This is a genomic window from Caldovatus sediminis, assembly GCF_014644455.1.
GTDB classification, from domain to species: domain Bacteria; phylum Pseudomonadota; class Alphaproteobacteria; order Acetobacterales; family Acetobacteraceae; genus Caldovatus; species Caldovatus sediminis.
This window is the reverse complement of sequence record NZ_BMKS01000005.1, coordinates 256,419-269,035: the sequence shown is the minus strand read 5'-3', so window position 1 is coordinate 269,035 and position 12,617 is coordinate 256,419. Positions and strand designations below refer to the sequence as shown.

Below are 12,617 nucleotides of genomic sequence, written 5' to 3'. Positions count from 1 at the left end.
GGACGGCGCCGCCGACGCCCGCGGCCGCGCCGGGCGCTTGCAGCGGCGGGTGGCGCCATCCCACTTCCTGTCCCGCGGAGGAGGGTGCGCGCCGAATGCTCCGGCCGGAGACCCGCTACGCCCGCAGCGCGGACGGCGTGCACATCGCCTGGCAGGTCCACGGCGCCGGGCCGCTCGACCTCGTCCTCGTCCACGGCTTCGTCTCGAACCTCGAGCTGCACTGGGAGGAGCCGGGGCTTGCCCATCTCCTGTCGCGCCTCGGCGGCTTCGCCCGGGTGGGGCGCAGTTCGACCAGCGCGGCGCCGGCCTCTCCGACCCCGTTCCGGACCTTCCGACGATCGAGGCGCGGATGGACGGCCTGCGGGCGGTGATGGACGCCGCCGGAATGGAGCGTCCGGTCCTGCTCGGCGTCTCCGAGGGCGGGCCGACCTGCCTGCCGTTCGCCGCCACCCGCGCGGCACGCGTGCGCGCGCTCGTCCTGCACGGCGCGTTCGCGCACTTCCATTCCGCGGTGCTGCCGCCCGAGCGGATCGAGGAGTTCATCGCCGGGATCGGCGCCGAGTGGGGCAGCGGCGCCTCCCTGCGCTTCTTCTCGCCGGGGCGGCTGAACGATCCCGCGTGCCGCGCCTGGTGGGCGCGCCTCGAGCGGCTCGGCGCCAGCCCGCGCGCCGCGATCGCGCTCGCGCGGGTGAACGCCCGGACCGACGTGCGCGAGGCGCTGCCCGCCATCCGCGTCCCGACGCTGGTGATCCACCGCTCGGGCGACGTGCGCGTGAAGGTCGAGGCGGGCCGCGCGCTCGCCGCAGCGATCCCGGGCGCGCGCTACGTGGAGCTTCCCGGCACCGACCATCCGATCTGGACCGGCGACGTGGACGCCGTGGTGGACGGGATCGAGGAATTCCTCACCGGCGCGCGCCACGCCCCGCGCGGGCGCCGGAGCGCGTGCTCGCCACGGTCCTGGCGGCGGAGCTGGCGGAGGCCGAGCGCGCCGCCGCCGGCGGCGGCGACGCCTGAGGCGGGCGCCTGGCGCGCTGGCGCGCGACGGTAGCTGCGGAGCTGGCGCGCTTCCGCGGCCGCCTGCCGGGCCCGGTGCGCGCCCCGGACGGCGCGCTGCTGGCGGCCTTCGACGGGCCGGCCCGCGCGGTGCGCTGCGCCGCGGCGCTGCGCGAGGCGGCGCCGGCGCTGCTGCTCGGCCGGCCCCTGCGCGCCGGGCTGCATGCCGGCGAGGTGGCGCCGCCGGCCGCCTCGGCCGAGCCGGCGGACGGCGAGGGCGGGGGGATCGCGCCGCACCTCGCGCTGCGCGTCGCCGGGCTGGCGTGGCCCGGCGAGGTGCTGGCGACCTCGACGGTGCGCGACCTGGTCGCCGGATCGGGCCTGCGCTTCCGGGAGCGGGAGCAGCGCCTGGCGCTGCCGCCCGAGGTCGGCGGCGGGCGCCTGCCCCTGTTCTCGCTCGCCGGGGACGATCACCGGCCGGCGGCGCCCCCGCCGGAGGGCGCGAACGCCGCGGCGGCTCCGCCCGCGCTCGACCTGTCCGCGCGCGAGCGGGAGGTCCTGCGCCTGGTCGCGCACGGCCTGTCGAATCCCGCGATCGCCGCGGAGCTCGCGCTGTCCGGGCATACGGTGAAGCGGCACGTGACGAACATCCTGGCCAAGCTGAACCTGCCGACCCGCGCCGCGCCGATCGCGCGATGCGCGGGCGCGGCGCGGCGGCGCAGCCTGCCCGTCCTGGCCGGCGCCAACGCCCATCCGGACCGCTGGCGCGCCGGCGACAGGAGGGACGGAGGAGGACGCCACCATGACGCCTCGCAGCGCAGCGCTCCTCGCGGGCGCGCTCCTCGCGCTGGGCCTGCCGGCCGCGGCCGCGCAGGGGCAGGCCCTCGCCGACACCGACGCCATCGCCCGCGTCCCGCGCGAGGCGGGCAATGTGGTCGGCGGCGGCAGCTTCCGGATGCTCGGCGGCGGCGACGATCTCGTCATCCGCACCGATGCGGCGGGGCCGTGGCAGGAGGGACGCAACGGCCGGCTCGTGAACCACGAGGGCGAGCAGGAGGTGGCCTACCTCGGGAATCTGCCGCGGAGCGAAGGGCGCCACGCGGTGCTGCCCGGCGGCGGCGACGAGAGCCGCATCGTCTGCGTGGCGACCACCGTCCGGCGCCGTCGCGGCTGAGCCCGGCCCGCGCCGTCGCCGGGCAGCACCGGACCGCCGTGACCGCCGCCGCTCGACCCGCCAGCCGCGCCGCGCCGCCCGCGTCGCGCCCCGCGCGCCTCAGGCGGTCATGTGCGAGCCGCCGTCCACCAGCATGTTCTGGCCGGTGATGAAGGAGGCGCCGTCGGAGAGCAGGAAGCAGATCAGCGGCGCCACCTCGCGCGGCGTGCTCCAGCGGCCGAGCGGGATGCGCGCCAGGGTCATCTCGCGGAAGCGCTCGCTGCGGATGGTCTCGGTCATCGGCGTCTCGACCGTGCCGAAGCCGACGCTGTTGACACGGATGTTGTAGCGCGCCCACTCGCGCGCGCCGGTCATGGTCACGCCGAACAGGCCCGCCTTCGCCGCCGAGTAGTTCACCTGGCCGATCGAGCCGCGCTTGCCGGCGGTGGAGGAGATGTTGACGATCGCGCCCGGGTTCTTGTCCCCCGCCTTGAAGCGCTGGATCATGTGGCGGCCGACCGCCTGCTGCATCAGGTAGCAGCCGGTGAGGTTGACCTCGATCACCGCCGACCACTGCTGCAGGGTCATCTTCTCGAACATCGCCGGGCGGGTGATGCCGGCGTTGTTCACGAGGCCATGCACGGCGCCGAACCGCTCCACGGCGCGGGCGACGCAGTCGGCGGCGAAGGACTCGTCGGCGACGTTGCCGAGCAGGGGGAGCGCGCGCTCCTCGCCGAGCGCCTTCGCCGTCTCGGCGAGGGTGTCCGGGTTGCGCTCGACCAGCACCACCTTGCCGTCGAGGTCGAGCACCAGCTCGGAGATGGCGCGGCCGATGCCCTGGCCCGCGCCGGTGACGATGATGGTGCGGCCGGTGAGGGCCATGGGATTGCGCATGGGCTAGCCTTTCCTCCGTGACTGGTGCGGGTCCCCGCCAGTGTGGCGAAGGCCCGCGCCGTCGCCAAGCGGGGGCGGCGCGCATTGCCGTCCGCGCCGCGCGGACGCATCCTGCCGGCCCGCGTGGCGCCCCCCCGCATTCGACCGGAGACCCGTCCCGCCATGGCCGACCTCGAGGAGACGCGCGAAGGCGCCGTCGTCACCCTGACCCTGAACCGCCCGGAGCGGCTGAACGCCCTCTCCGAGGAGATGACGCGCCTGCTGGTGGAGGCGATGGAGCGGCTCGGCGGCGACGCCGGGGTCGGCGCCATCCTCCTCACCGGCGCCGGGCGCGGCTTCTGCGCCGGCGGGGACGTGCGCGGCATGCCGGCGCGCAACGAGATGCCCTTCGAGCAGCGGCTGGAGCGGCTGCGCTCCCGCATGCGCCTGCCGCTGCTGCTCAAGCAGTGCCCGAAGCCGATCGTCGCGGCGATCAACGGGCCGGCCTACGGCGCCGGGCTCTGCCTCGCGCTCGCCTGCGACATCCGCATCGCCGCCGCCTCGGCGAAGTTCGGCACGGCCTTCGTCAGGATCGGCTATTCCGGCGACTACGGCGGATCCTACAGCCTGACCCGGCTCGTCGGCCCGGCGAAGGCGCGCGAGCTCTACCTCACCGGCGACAGCTTCACCGCCGAGCAGGCGCTGGCCTGGGGGATGCTGACGCGGGTGGTGCCCGACGAGGCGCTGGCGGCGGAGGCGCGGGCCTTCGCCGAGCGCCTCGCGAACGGCCCGCGCATCGCCCACGGCTACATCAAGCGCAACCTCCTCGCCGCCGAGACCGAGCCGATGGAGGCGGTGCTGGAGATCGAGGCGATGCACCAGGTCCGCTGCGCCCAGACCGAGGACCACAAGGAGGCGGTGCGCGCCTTCGCGGAGAAGCGGCCGCCGGTGTTCCGGGGGCGCTGAGGCGGCGGCGGCGCTACGCCCCGCGCGCCGGCGGGTCGCGCGAGAGGCCGCGGGCGGCGAGCTCCGCCTCGTACCGCGCCCAGCGTTCCGCCTGCTCGGCGCCGAGCCGGTAGAGGTAGTCCCAGGAGTAGATGCCGCTGTCGTGCAGGTCGTCGAAGCGGATGCGGATCGCGTAGTTGCCGACCGGCTCGACGCCGAGGATGCCGACGTGCCGGCGCCCGGCGACGATCGCCTTCTGCCCCGGCCCGTGGCCCTGCACCTCGGCCGAGGGGCTCTCGACCCGCAGGTACTCGGCCGGGAGGGCGAAGCGCGCGCCGTCGTCGAAGGCGACCTCGAGGACCTTCTCCGCGCGCCGGAGGCGGATCTCGGTCGGGGCGGGCATCAGTCGAGCTTGCGCGCCTCCTCGGGCAGCATGATCGGGATGCCGTCGCGGATCGGGTAGGCGAGGCCGGCGCGCTCGCTGATCAGCTCGCCGCGCTCGCGGTCGTAGCGCAGCGGGCCCTTGGTCACGGGGCAGACCAGGATCTCCAGGAGCTTCGGATCCACCGCGCCGCCCTCGGGCGCCGCGCCGGCCTTGGTCTTGTCGCTCATCGTCTCGTTTCCGGTCATCCTGTCGGGCTCAGATCGGCCGCCCCCGCGGCGCGGAGGCGGGGCCGTGCGCGCCGATGCGCAGCAGCGCGATCAGCATCCGCGCGCGCGCGCAGGCGTCGGGCGCCTCCAGCAGCGCCTGCTTCTCGCGCGGGTCGAAGGGGCAGACCATGCTGAGCGTGGTCACCAGCATCGCGTCCGCGGTCCGCTCGATCGCCTCCCAGTTCGCGTCGATGCCGCGGGCGCGGAAATAGGCGCGCAGCGCCTCGAGCAGCGCGGCGCGGTCCACCGGCGGCGGCGGCCGCCCCTCGATGTCGAGGTCGGCGCGCCAGGGCGCGTAGTCGGCCCGCACGCGGCGGTAGCCGCGGCGCATCGCCAGCTCCCCGGCGAGGGTGTAGCGGATCACGCCGGTCAGGGTGATGAGGAAGCGCCCGTCCTCGGTCTCGGCGAAGGAGGAGATGCGGCCGAGGCAGCCGACGGGGCAGAGCGCCGGCCCGGTGGGGCCGGGCGGCGCGTCCGGCAGCGGCTGGATCATGCCGAACATCCGCCCGGCGCCGAGCGCGTCCGTCACCATCGCGAGGTAGCGCGGCTCGAAGATGTTGAGCGGCAGCCGGCCCTCGGGCAGCAGCAGCGCCCCCGGCAGCGGGAAGACCGGGATCTCCGCCGGCAGCGCCTCGAAGCCCGGGTGGAAGGCCGGCATCGCCGCCGCGCCCCGCCCCGCCCCTAGCGGAACAGGAGGGAGGAGAGCCTGCGCCGGGCCGCGAGCGTCGCCGGGTCGTTGAACCCCCAGGCCTCGAAGAACTTCAGCAGCTGCTTGCGCGCCGCCTCGTCGTTCCAGCTGCGGTTGCGCCTGATGGACTCGAGCAGCGCCTCGGCGGCGCGGGCGCGCTCGCCCATCGCATTCAGCGCCACCGCGAGGTCGAGGCGCGCGGCGTGGTCGTCCGGGTCGGCGGCGAGGCGCTTCTCCAGCTCGGCGAGCCGGGCCCGCGCCTTGCGGCCCTCGGCGGCGAGCTCGAGCGCGCTGCGCGCGCCGGCGATCTCGGCATGGTCGCGCAGCTTGGCGGGCACGCCCTCCAGCACCTGGCGGGCGCGGTCCTCCTCGCCGAGGTTCATCAGGGCGCGGGCGAGGCCGGCCAGGGCCTCGGCGTTCTCCGGCTCCTGCTGCGCGAGGGCGGCGAACAGCTCCAGCGCGCCGCGGTGGTCGCCCTGCTCGGCGGCGGCCTTGGCCTCGGCGAGCAGGTCGGCGCCCGGCATCTGGCCGCCGGCGAGCTTGAGCAGCCCCTCGACGAAGCGCCGCACCTCGCTCTCCGGCAGCGCGCCCTGGAACAGGTCGGCGATCTGGCCCTGCCAGAAGGCGGCGACGGTCGGCACGGACTGCAGCGGCAGGCCGAGCTGGGCGAGCTGCGCGACGAGCTGGCGGTTCTTGTCGATGTCGATCTTGACCAGCCGCACCCGGCCGCCGGCGGCGCGCACCACCTTCTCCAGCACCGGCGTCAGCTGCCTGCAGGGGCCGCACCAGGTCGCCCAGAAGTCCACCAGGACCGGGACCTGGCGGCTGGCCTGGACGACGTCCTGCATGAAGGTCTTCTGGTCGCCCTCCTTGACCGGGTCGGGGCCCGCGCCGGGCGCGGCGGGTCCGCCGGGGGCGGCGGGCTGGCGGTTCGGGTCGAAGATCACGTCCATGGCGGGGCTGGCCTGCATCCGGTTCTCGCGGGGATAGATGCGCCCTTCGGGCCGCGAGACAAGCGCTCTTTCACGGCCCGCCGGCGGCGGGAGGGGGGTCGAACACCTCCGGCGCGTGGCCGAGGTGGCGCAGGAAGCGCAGCAGGTCGGCCGGGCGCAGGCCGGTGGAGGCGGCGTTGGTCAGCGGGTGGACCCAGATCCGCTCCGGCCCCTCCACCAGGGCGCGTTCGATGACGAAGCGGACCGTTCCCGGCCTGGCGTTCACCAGGCCGAACGGCGTCACCGCGCCCGGCGGGACGCCGAGGGCCGCCATGAGCTGCCCGGGGCTGGCCATGCTCAGGCGCGGCGCGCCCACGGCGCGGGCGAGGGCGTTGACCGAGACCTTGCGGCTCTCCTCCAGCGTCGCGAGCAGGAAGGGGCCCTCCCCCTTGGCCGGGGCGAGGAACAGGTTCTTGGTGTGGGCGCCGGGCAGCTCGCCGCGCAGCGCCCGGCTCTCGGCGACGGTGAAGACCGGCGCGTGGCGGACCGTCCTCGCCTCGATGCCGAGCGCGGCGAGGCGGGCGAGCAGGCCCTCCGGGGTCTCCGGCGCGGGCGGCGCGGCCTGGTCGGGCATCAGCCGAACTCCCGCCGCAGCACGGCGTACAGATCGCCCTTCGCCTCGAAGCCGATGCCGGGGAGGTCCGGCATGCGGATGCGGCCCTCCGCCACCGGCGTCGCGTCGGCGAAGCCGCCGAAGGGGGCGAACACCTCGGGGTAGCTCTCGTTGCCGCCGAGGCCGAGGCCCACCGCGATGTTCAGCGCGAACTGGTGCCCGCCATGCGGCACGCAGCGCCGCGGCGACCAGCCGTGCAGGCGCAGCATGTCGAGCGTGCGGAGATACTCGACGAGGCCGTAGGCGAGCGCCGGGTCGAACTGCAGCACGTCGCGGTCCGGCCGCAGCCCGCCGTGGCGGATCAGGTTGCGCGCGTCCTGCATCGAGAACAGGTTCTCGCCGGTGGCGAGCGGCGGCGCGTAGTGCTCGGCGAGCGTCGCGTGGGTGGCGTAGTCGAGCGGGTCGAGCGGCTCCTCGTACCAGCGCAGGCCGAAGGGCTGCAGCGCCGCGGCGCAGACCAGCGCGGTGTGCAGGCCGAAGCGCCCGTTCACGTCCACCGCCAGCCGCGACCCGTCGCCGCCGAGCAGCCCCAGCACCGCCTCGATGCGCCGCAGGTCCTCGGCCAGCGCCTCCTTCGGCGGCGTGCCGGGGGCGCCGCCGATCTTCATCTTCACCGTGGTGTAGCCGAGGTCGAGGTAGCGCCTCATCTCCTCGACGAGCTGCGCCACGTCCTTGCCGGGGTAGTAGTAGCCGCCCGCCGCGTAGACCCAGGCCGCCTCGTCGGCGCGGCCGCCGTTGTAGCGGTCGGCGAGCAGCTTCCAGAGCGGCACGCCGGCGAGCTTCGCCGCCGCGTCCCACAGCGCCATGTCGAGCACGCCGACGGCGACGGAGCGGTCGCCGTGCCCGCCCGGCTTCTCGTTCCTCATCATCGCCGCCCAGGCGCCGGCCGGGTCGAGGCCGCCATCGGCGTGCACCAGGGCGTCGCCGGACGTCTCGAGGAGGCGCGGGATGAAGCGCTCGCGCAGCAGGCCGGGCTGGGCGTAGCGGCCGTTGCTGTTGAAGCCGTAGCCGGTGACGCGCCGGCCGCCCGCGGCCTCGACCTCCACCGCGACCACGCTCGCGGTCATCCTCGAGAAGTCGATGTAGGCGTTGGCGATCGCCGAGGCGATCGGCACCACCGCGTCGCGGACCGAGACGATGCGCATGGCGAGGGGGACTCCGGGCCGTCTGTTCGCCGCCTCCCTAGCCCGGGCCTCCGCGCCGCGCCAGCGCGGCGGCGGGAGCCGGCGCCCGCCGCCTACACCGCGCCCTTCGCCCGCAGCGCCGCCAGTTCCTCGGCGGAGAAGCCGAATTCGCGGAACACCTCCTCGGTGTGCTCGCCGCGCTCGGGGGTGGGGCGGCGCGGCGGCTCGACGCCCGCGATCTGCATCGGCGGGCGGACCAGGGTGATCTCGCCGAGCAGCGGGTGTCGCACCGGCATGGCGAGCTTCAGGTGCTTCACCTGCGGGTCGGCGAAGACCTGGTCCATGGTGTAGACTGGGCCGCAGGGCACGCCCGCCTCGTTGAAGCGCCGGATCCAGTTCTCCGCGGTGTCCCTCATCAACGCCTCCTGGATGATGGCGTTGACCTTGGCGCGGTTCCTGCTGCGCAGCGCGTCGGTGGCGATGTCCGGGTCCTTCGCCTGCTCCTCGATGCCGAGGGTGGCGACGATGCGCCGCCACATCTCCTGCCCGCCGCCGGCGAGGTTGATCAGCCCGTCGGCGGTGTTGAAGAGCCCGGTCGGGATGGTGGTCGGGTGGTCGTTGCCGGCCTGCCTCGGCACCTCGCCCGCCATGGTCCAGCGGGTGGCCTGGAAGTCCATCATGCCGACCATCGCCTCGAGCAGCGAGCAGTGCACCCAGCGGCCCTTGCCGGTCTGCTCGCGCTCGAGCAGGGCGATCAGGATGGCGATCGCGGTGTAGAGCCCGGCCGAGAGGTCGGCGACCGGGATCCCGGCGCGCACCGGCCCCTGGCCGGGCAGGCCGGTGACGCTCATCAGCCCGCCCATGCCCTGGGCGATCTGGTCGAAGCCGGGGCGCTTGGCGTAGGGCCCGTCCTGCCCGAAGCCGGAGATGGAGGCGAGGACGATGCGCGGATTGACCGCCGAGAGCGCCTCGAAGTCCACGCCGAGGCGGCGCTTCACGTCCGGCCGGTAGTTCTCCACCACCACGTCCGCCCTGGCGACCATGCGCTTGAAGGCGGCGAGGCCGTCCGGGTCCTTGAGGTTCAGCGTGATGCCGCGCTTGTTGCGGTGGACGTGCTGGAAGTCCGGCCCGTGGCGCTCGCCGCCGAGGCCCTTGCCGGTGTCGATCGCCTCCGGCGCCTCGATCTTGATGACGTTGGCGCCCCAGTCGGCGAGCTGGCGCACCGCGGTCGGGCCGGCGCGGACCCGGGTGAGGTCGAGCACGGTGAAGCGGGCGAGCGGCAGCATGGGCGTCGGTCCTCCTCCGGCCACCCTGTGGCACCGTCCGCCACGGCCGGCAAGCCTTGACGGGCCGGACCCGCTTCCCCACCACTGCGCCCGCATGCCGGGAGGCCCGCCATGGACGAGCTGCTCTACGAGGTGCGCGACGGCATCGCCGTCGCCACGCTGAACCGCCCGCAGGCGCGCAACGCGCTGACCTTCCCGATGTACGAGGGGATCGCGCGGATCGCGCGGGAGATCGCCGAGGACCCGGCGGTGCGCGTGCTCGTGATCACCGGCGCCGGCGGCAAGGCCTTCGCGGCGGGGACCGACATCTCGCAGTTCCGCGACTTCCGCACCGCCGAGGATGCGCTCGCCTACGAGGCGCGGGTGGACCGCGTGCTGACGGCGCTGGAGCAGTGCCCGAAGCCGACCATCGCCGCGATCGCCGGCGCCTGCACCGGCGGCGGCGCGGCGATCGCCGCGGTGTGCGACCTGCGCATCGCCGCGGCCAACCTGCGCTTCGGCTTCCCGATCGCGAAGACGCTCGGCAACTGCCTCTCGATGGCGAACTACGCGCGCCTCGCCGCGCTGCTCGGCCCCGCGCGCGTGCTCGACCTGATCTACACCGCGCGGCTGGTCGAGGCGGAGGAGGCGAAGGCCGTCGGCCTCGTCTCCGAGGTCCTGCCGACGCCCGAGGCGCTGGCCGGGCGCGCCGAGGAGCTTGCCCGCACCGTCGCCTCCCATGCGCCGCTGACCCTGCGCGCGACGAAGGAGGCGATGCGGCGGCTGCGCGAGGCGGCGCGCAACCTTCCCGGCGACGACCTGGTGGCGATGTGCTTCACCAGCGCCGACTTCCGCGAGGGCGTGGAGGCCTTCCTCGCCCGCCGCCCCGCGGTCTGGCGGGGGCGCTGAAGGCCCGCCCGCCGGCGCCCGCGGATCGTCCGCGCCGGCGCCGCCCTCGGCGCTAGGATGCGCGGCCAGGCACGATCCGATCGGAGGAGGAGACCATGAAGCGCCGACCCCTGCTGCTCCTGGCCGCGTCCGCGGCGGCCGCGACGCCCGTTGCGGCACGCGCGCAACAGGCGGCGCGCTATCCGTCCCGCCCGGTGCGCATCGTCGTGCCCTTCGCCGCCGGCGGCGTCATCGACGTCGTCGCGCGCATCCTCGGCGACCCGCTCTCGGCGCTGCTCGGCCAGCCGGTGGTGGTCGAGAACCTGCCCGGCGCCGGCAGCACCATCGGCGCGCGCGCCGTCGCCCGCGCCGCGCCGGACGGCCACACGCTGCTGCTCAACGGCGCCGCGCAGTCGGTGATCCCGGTGCTCTATCCGGAGGCCGGCTTCGACGCGCTCGCCGACTTCACGCCGATCGCGCTGGTCGGCGACCAGAGCTTCCTCGTCTGCGTGCACCCGAGCGTGCCGGCGAACGACGTCGCCTCCCTGCTCGCCTGGCTGCGCGAACGGCGCGACGAGGCGACCTTCGCGACCACCGGCGTCGGCGCGGCGTCGCACCTGGCGGGCGAGCTGCTGAAGCGTCTCGCCGGCGTGGAGTTCACCGTCGTGACCTACCGCGGCACGCCGGCCGCGGTGTCGGACCTGCTCGCCGGCCGGGTGAACTTCATGATCGACAGCCAGACCCTGCTCGCGCCGCTGGTGCGCGACGGCAGGCTGCGCGCGCTCGCCGTCACGACCATGCGCCGCTCGCGCCTGCTGGCCGACCTGCCGACGCTGCACGAGGCGGGCGTCGCGGGCTACAGCGCCTCCTCCTGGCAGGCGCTGTACGGCCCGGCCGGGCTGCCGGCTGAGGTGGTCGAGACCGTCTCGCGCGCCGTGCTGCGGGCCCTGGAGGACCCCGAGGTGCAGCGGCGCCTGGCCGAGGTGGGAGTGGACCCGATGCCGGGCGACCCCGCCACGGCGGCGCGGCACCTGCGCGCCGAGACGGAGAAGTGGACGCCGATCCTGCGCGCCACCGGGGCGCGCCCGGGCTGAGGCCGTGCCGGCGGACCACGAGCTCCTCTACCGGCTCGCCGTCGCGCTCGGGATCGGCCTGCTCGTCGGCCTCGAGCGCCACTGGCGCGAGCGCGACGCCGAGGCGGGACAGCGCACCGCCGGCCTGCGCACCTTCGGACTCGTCGGCCTGCTCGGCGGCCTCGCCGCGGCACTGGCGGCGGCGGTCGCCGCGGGCGGCGGGGACGGCACGGCGGCGGCCGTTCTGCTCGGCCTCTGCTTCCTCGGCCTCTCCGCCGCCCTGATCCTGTTCAGGCTCCGCGAGGCGGCGGCGGAGCGGAGCTTCAGCGTGACCGGGGTGGTCGCGGCGCAGGCGGTGTTCGCGCTGGGTGCCCTCGCGGTGCTCGGCGATGCCGGGACGGCGGGCGCGGCGGCGGTGGCGATGACCGCGCTGCTCGCCAGCCGCGAGGTGCTGCACGCCTTCGTCCGGCGCCTGAGCTGGCCGGAGCTGCGCTCCGCCCTGCTGCTGCTGGCGATGACGCTGGTGGCGCTGCCCCTGCTGCCGGACCGCCGCATCGCCGCGCTGTGGGGCCTCAACCCGGCGCGGGTCTGGCTGCTCGCCGTGATCCTCGCGACCGTCTCCTTCGCCGGCTACATCGCGGTGCGGCTGCTCGGCGCGGCGCAGGGGCGGCTCGTCGCCGGCGCGGCGGCGGGGCTCGTCTCCTCGACGGCGGCGACGGTGACCAACGCCCGCCTGGCGCGCGACGCGGACGCGGCGGCGGGGCCGCTGGTCGCCGGCGCGCTGGCGGCCGGCGCCGTGTCCTATGCGCGGACCGCGGCGCTGGCCTACGTCGCCTCCCGCGCCATGGCGGCCCCCCTGCTGCCGGCGCTCGCCGCGGGCGCGCTGGTGCAGGCGGCGGCGGCGCTGCTCGTCGGGCGGCCGGCGGGCCGCGGGGAGCCGGGGGAGGAGAGCGGCGCCCCGGTCGGCAATCCGTTCGAGCTCGGAGCGGTGCTGCGCCTCGCCGCGCTGCTCGCCGCCGTGGGGCTGCTCAGCGAAGTCGCGGCCGAACGGTTCGGGGGCGTCGGTGCGGCCGCGGTGGCGGCGATCTCCGGGCTGGCCGACGTCGATGCGGTGACGCTCTCGATGGCAGCGCTGGCCAGGGACGGCGTGTTTCCCGCCCCCGTCGCGGCGACGGCGGTGGCGGTGGCGGTGGCGTCGAACACCCTGGCGAAGGTCGCCTACGGGCTGGCGCTGGGCGGGCCGGGGTTCGGCGCGCGGTTCGGCCTCGGCACCCTCGCCGGCCTCGCGGCCGGCGCAGCGGCACTGTGGATCCAGGCGCGAACCGGCCTCTGGTGAGCGGCGGCGGGCGGCGGGTGCCG

Annotated in this window: 15 protein-coding genes and 1 pseudogene; 8 read left to right on the top strand and 8 right to left on the bottom strand. The window is 75.9% G+C overall.

Features of this window, described 5'->3' with window-relative positions:
- Nucleotides 1-95: 95 nt before the first annotated feature.
- From IEX99_RS22490 to IEX99_RS10675, 4 genes and pseudogenes are all read left to right on the top strand, one after another.
- Entirely contained in the window at nucleotides 96-371 is a 276-nt protein-coding gene (locus IEX99_RS22490; protein WP_229677959.1) for a hypothetical protein, read from the top strand.
- Nucleotides 338-1,048: an alpha/beta fold hydrolase gene (locus tag IEX99_RS10685; RefSeq protein ID WP_229677955.1), complete on the top strand. Its 711-nt coding sequence runs from the start codon at nucleotides 338-340 to the stop codon at nucleotides 1,046-1,048. Before IEX99_RS22490 ends, IEX99_RS10685 begins: the two co-directional genes overlap by 34 nt.
- A 41-nt stretch (nucleotides 1,049-1,089) precedes the next feature.
- Nucleotides 1,090-1,614: pseudogene (locus IEX99_RS22760) on the top strand (LuxR C-terminal-related transcriptional regulator); the annotation flags it as partial.
- 181 nt (nucleotides 1,615-1,795) lie between these two features.
- A complete protein-coding gene (locus IEX99_RS10675) occupies nucleotides 1,796-2,167 on the top strand; it encodes a hypothetical protein (RefSeq protein WP_188900014.1) in 372 nt (123 codons plus the stop codon).
- Between the two features lie 99 nt (nucleotides 2,168-2,266).
- Here the strand turns inward: IEX99_RS10675 and IEX99_RS10670 are convergent, their stop codons facing one another.
- Nucleotides 2,267-3,040, bottom strand: a complete 774-nt coding sequence (locus IEX99_RS10670; protein WP_188900013.1) for an SDR family NAD(P)-dependent oxidoreductase — start codon at nucleotides 3,038-3,040, stop codon at nucleotides 2,267-2,269.
- 162 nt (nucleotides 3,041-3,202) lie between these two features.
- Here IEX99_RS10670 and IEX99_RS10665 point away from each other — a divergent pair, with 162 nt between their 5' ends.
- Entirely contained in the window at nucleotides 3,203-3,985 is a 783-nt protein-coding gene (locus IEX99_RS10665) for an enoyl-CoA hydratase (protein ID WP_188900012.1), read from the top strand.
- A gap of 13 nt (nucleotides 3,986-3,998) precedes the next feature.
- Here IEX99_RS10665 and IEX99_RS10660 read toward each other — a convergent pair whose 3' ends face one another.
- The 7 genes from IEX99_RS10660 to IEX99_RS10630 form a co-directional block, all read right to left on the bottom strand.
- On the bottom strand, nucleotides 3,999-4,367 hold the full coding sequence (locus tag IEX99_RS10660; RefSeq protein ID WP_188900011.1) for a gamma-butyrobetaine hydroxylase-like domain-containing protein: 369 nt from the start codon (nucleotides 4,365-4,367) through the stop codon (nucleotides 3,999-4,001).
- Nucleotides 4,367-4,576, bottom strand: coding sequence for a Trm112 family protein (locus tag IEX99_RS10655; RefSeq protein WP_188900010.1), 210 nt, complete (start codon nucleotides 4,574-4,576; stop codon nucleotides 4,367-4,369). The genes IEX99_RS10660 and IEX99_RS10655 overlap by 1 nt, the downstream gene beginning before the upstream one ends.
- Nucleotides 4,577-4,604: 28 nt before the next feature.
- Nucleotides 4,605-5,273 (bottom strand): LON peptidase substrate-binding domain-containing protein, encoded by a 669-nt coding sequence (locus tag IEX99_RS10650; RefSeq protein WP_188900009.1) that lies wholly within the window; start codon nucleotides 5,271-5,273, stop codon nucleotides 4,605-4,607.
- 23 nt (nucleotides 5,274-5,296) lie between these two features.
- On the bottom strand, nucleotides 5,297-6,256 hold the full coding sequence (locus tag IEX99_RS10645; protein ID WP_188900182.1) for a tetratricopeptide repeat protein: 960 nt from the start codon (nucleotides 6,254-6,256) through the stop codon (nucleotides 5,297-5,299).
- Nucleotides 6,257-6,326: 70 nt separating this feature from the next.
- Nucleotides 6,327-6,869, bottom strand: a complete 543-nt coding sequence (locus IEX99_RS10640; protein ID WP_188900008.1) for a prolyl-tRNA synthetase associated domain-containing protein — start codon at nucleotides 6,867-6,869, stop codon at nucleotides 6,327-6,329.
- On the bottom strand, nucleotides 6,869-8,053 hold the full coding sequence (locus IEX99_RS10635) for a mandelate racemase/muconate lactonizing enzyme family protein (RefSeq protein WP_188900007.1): 1,185 nt from the start codon (nucleotides 8,051-8,053) through the stop codon (nucleotides 6,869-6,871). Before IEX99_RS10635 ends, IEX99_RS10640 begins: the two co-directional genes overlap by 1 nt.
- Nucleotides 8,054-8,145: 92 nt before the next feature.
- Nucleotides 8,146-9,318, bottom strand: coding sequence for a CaiB/BaiF CoA transferase family protein (locus IEX99_RS10630; RefSeq protein WP_188900006.1), 1,173 nt, complete (start codon nucleotides 9,316-9,318; stop codon nucleotides 8,146-8,148).
- A gap of 111 nt (nucleotides 9,319-9,429) precedes the next feature.
- Here IEX99_RS10630 and IEX99_RS10625 point away from each other — a divergent pair, with 111 nt between their 5' ends.
- The 3 genes from IEX99_RS10625 (at nucleotide 9,430) to IEX99_RS10615 (ending at nucleotide 12,594) form a co-directional block, all read left to right on the top strand.
- Nucleotides 9,430-10,206, top strand: coding sequence for an enoyl-CoA hydratase (locus IEX99_RS10625; protein ID WP_188900005.1), 777 nt, complete (start codon nucleotides 9,430-9,432; stop codon nucleotides 10,204-10,206).
- Between the two features lie 95 nt (nucleotides 10,207-10,301).
- The gene (locus tag IEX99_RS10620) at nucleotides 10,302-11,279 is read left to right on the top strand and encodes a Bug family tripartite tricarboxylate transporter substrate binding protein (protein ID WP_188900004.1); all 978 of its coding nucleotides are present in this window, start codon (nucleotides 10,302-10,304) and stop codon (nucleotides 11,277-11,279) included.
- Nucleotides 11,280-11,283: 4 nt separating this feature from the next.
- On the top strand, nucleotides 11,284-12,594 hold the full coding sequence (locus IEX99_RS10615) for an MgtC/SapB family protein (protein WP_188900003.1): 1,311 nt from the start codon (nucleotides 11,284-11,286) through the stop codon (nucleotides 12,592-12,594).
- Nucleotides 12,595-12,617 lie beyond the last annotated feature (23 nt).

Bases quoted from the DNA above. Each gene is read 5' to 3' on its own strand.
- IEX99_RS22490 (WP_229677959.1), top strand. From the start codon at position 96: ATGCTCCGGCCGGAGACCCGCTACGCCCGCAGCGCGGACGGCGTGCAC.
- IEX99_RS10675 (WP_188900014.1), top strand. From the start codon at position 1,796: ATGACGCCTCGCAGCGCAGCGCTCCTCGCGGGCGCGCTCCTCGCGCTG.
- IEX99_RS10670 (WP_188900013.1), bottom strand. From the start codon at position 3,040: ATGCGCAATCCCATGGCCCTCACCGGCCGCACCATCATCGTCACCGGC.
- IEX99_RS10665 (WP_188900012.1), top strand. From the start codon at position 3,203: ATGGCCGACCTCGAGGAGACGCGCGAAGGCGCCGTCGTCACCCTGACC.
- IEX99_RS10660 (WP_188900011.1), bottom strand. From the start codon at position 4,367: ATGCCCGCCCCGACCGAGATCCGCCTCCGGCGCGCGGAGAAGGTCCTC.
- IEX99_RS10655 (WP_188900010.1), bottom strand. From the start codon at position 4,576: ATGAGCGACAAGACCAAGGCCGGCGCGGCGCCCGAGGGCGGCGCGGTG.
- IEX99_RS10650 (WP_188900009.1), bottom strand. From the start codon at position 5,273: ATGCCGGCCTTCCACCCGGGCTTCGAGGCGCTGCCGGCGGAGATCCCG.
- IEX99_RS10645 (WP_188900182.1), bottom strand. From the start codon at position 6,256: ATGGACGTGATCTTCGACCCGAACCGCCAGCCCGCCGCCCCCGGCGGA.
- IEX99_RS10640 (WP_188900008.1), bottom strand. From the start codon at position 6,869: ATGCCCGACCAGGCCGCGCCGCCCGCGCCGGAGACCCCGGAGGGCCTG.
- IEX99_RS10635 (WP_188900007.1), bottom strand. From the start codon at position 8,053: ATGCGCATCGTCTCGGTCCGCGACGCGGTGGTGCCGATCGCCTCGGCG.
- IEX99_RS10630 (WP_188900006.1), bottom strand. From the start codon at position 9,318: ATGCTGCCGCTCGCCCGCTTCACCGTGCTCGACCTCACCCGGGTCCGC.
- IEX99_RS10625 (WP_188900005.1), top strand. From the start codon at position 9,430: ATGGACGAGCTGCTCTACGAGGTGCGCGACGGCATCGCCGTCGCCACG.
- IEX99_RS10620 (WP_188900004.1), top strand. From the start codon at position 10,302: ATGAAGCGCCGACCCCTGCTGCTCCTGGCCGCGTCCGCGGCGGCCGCG.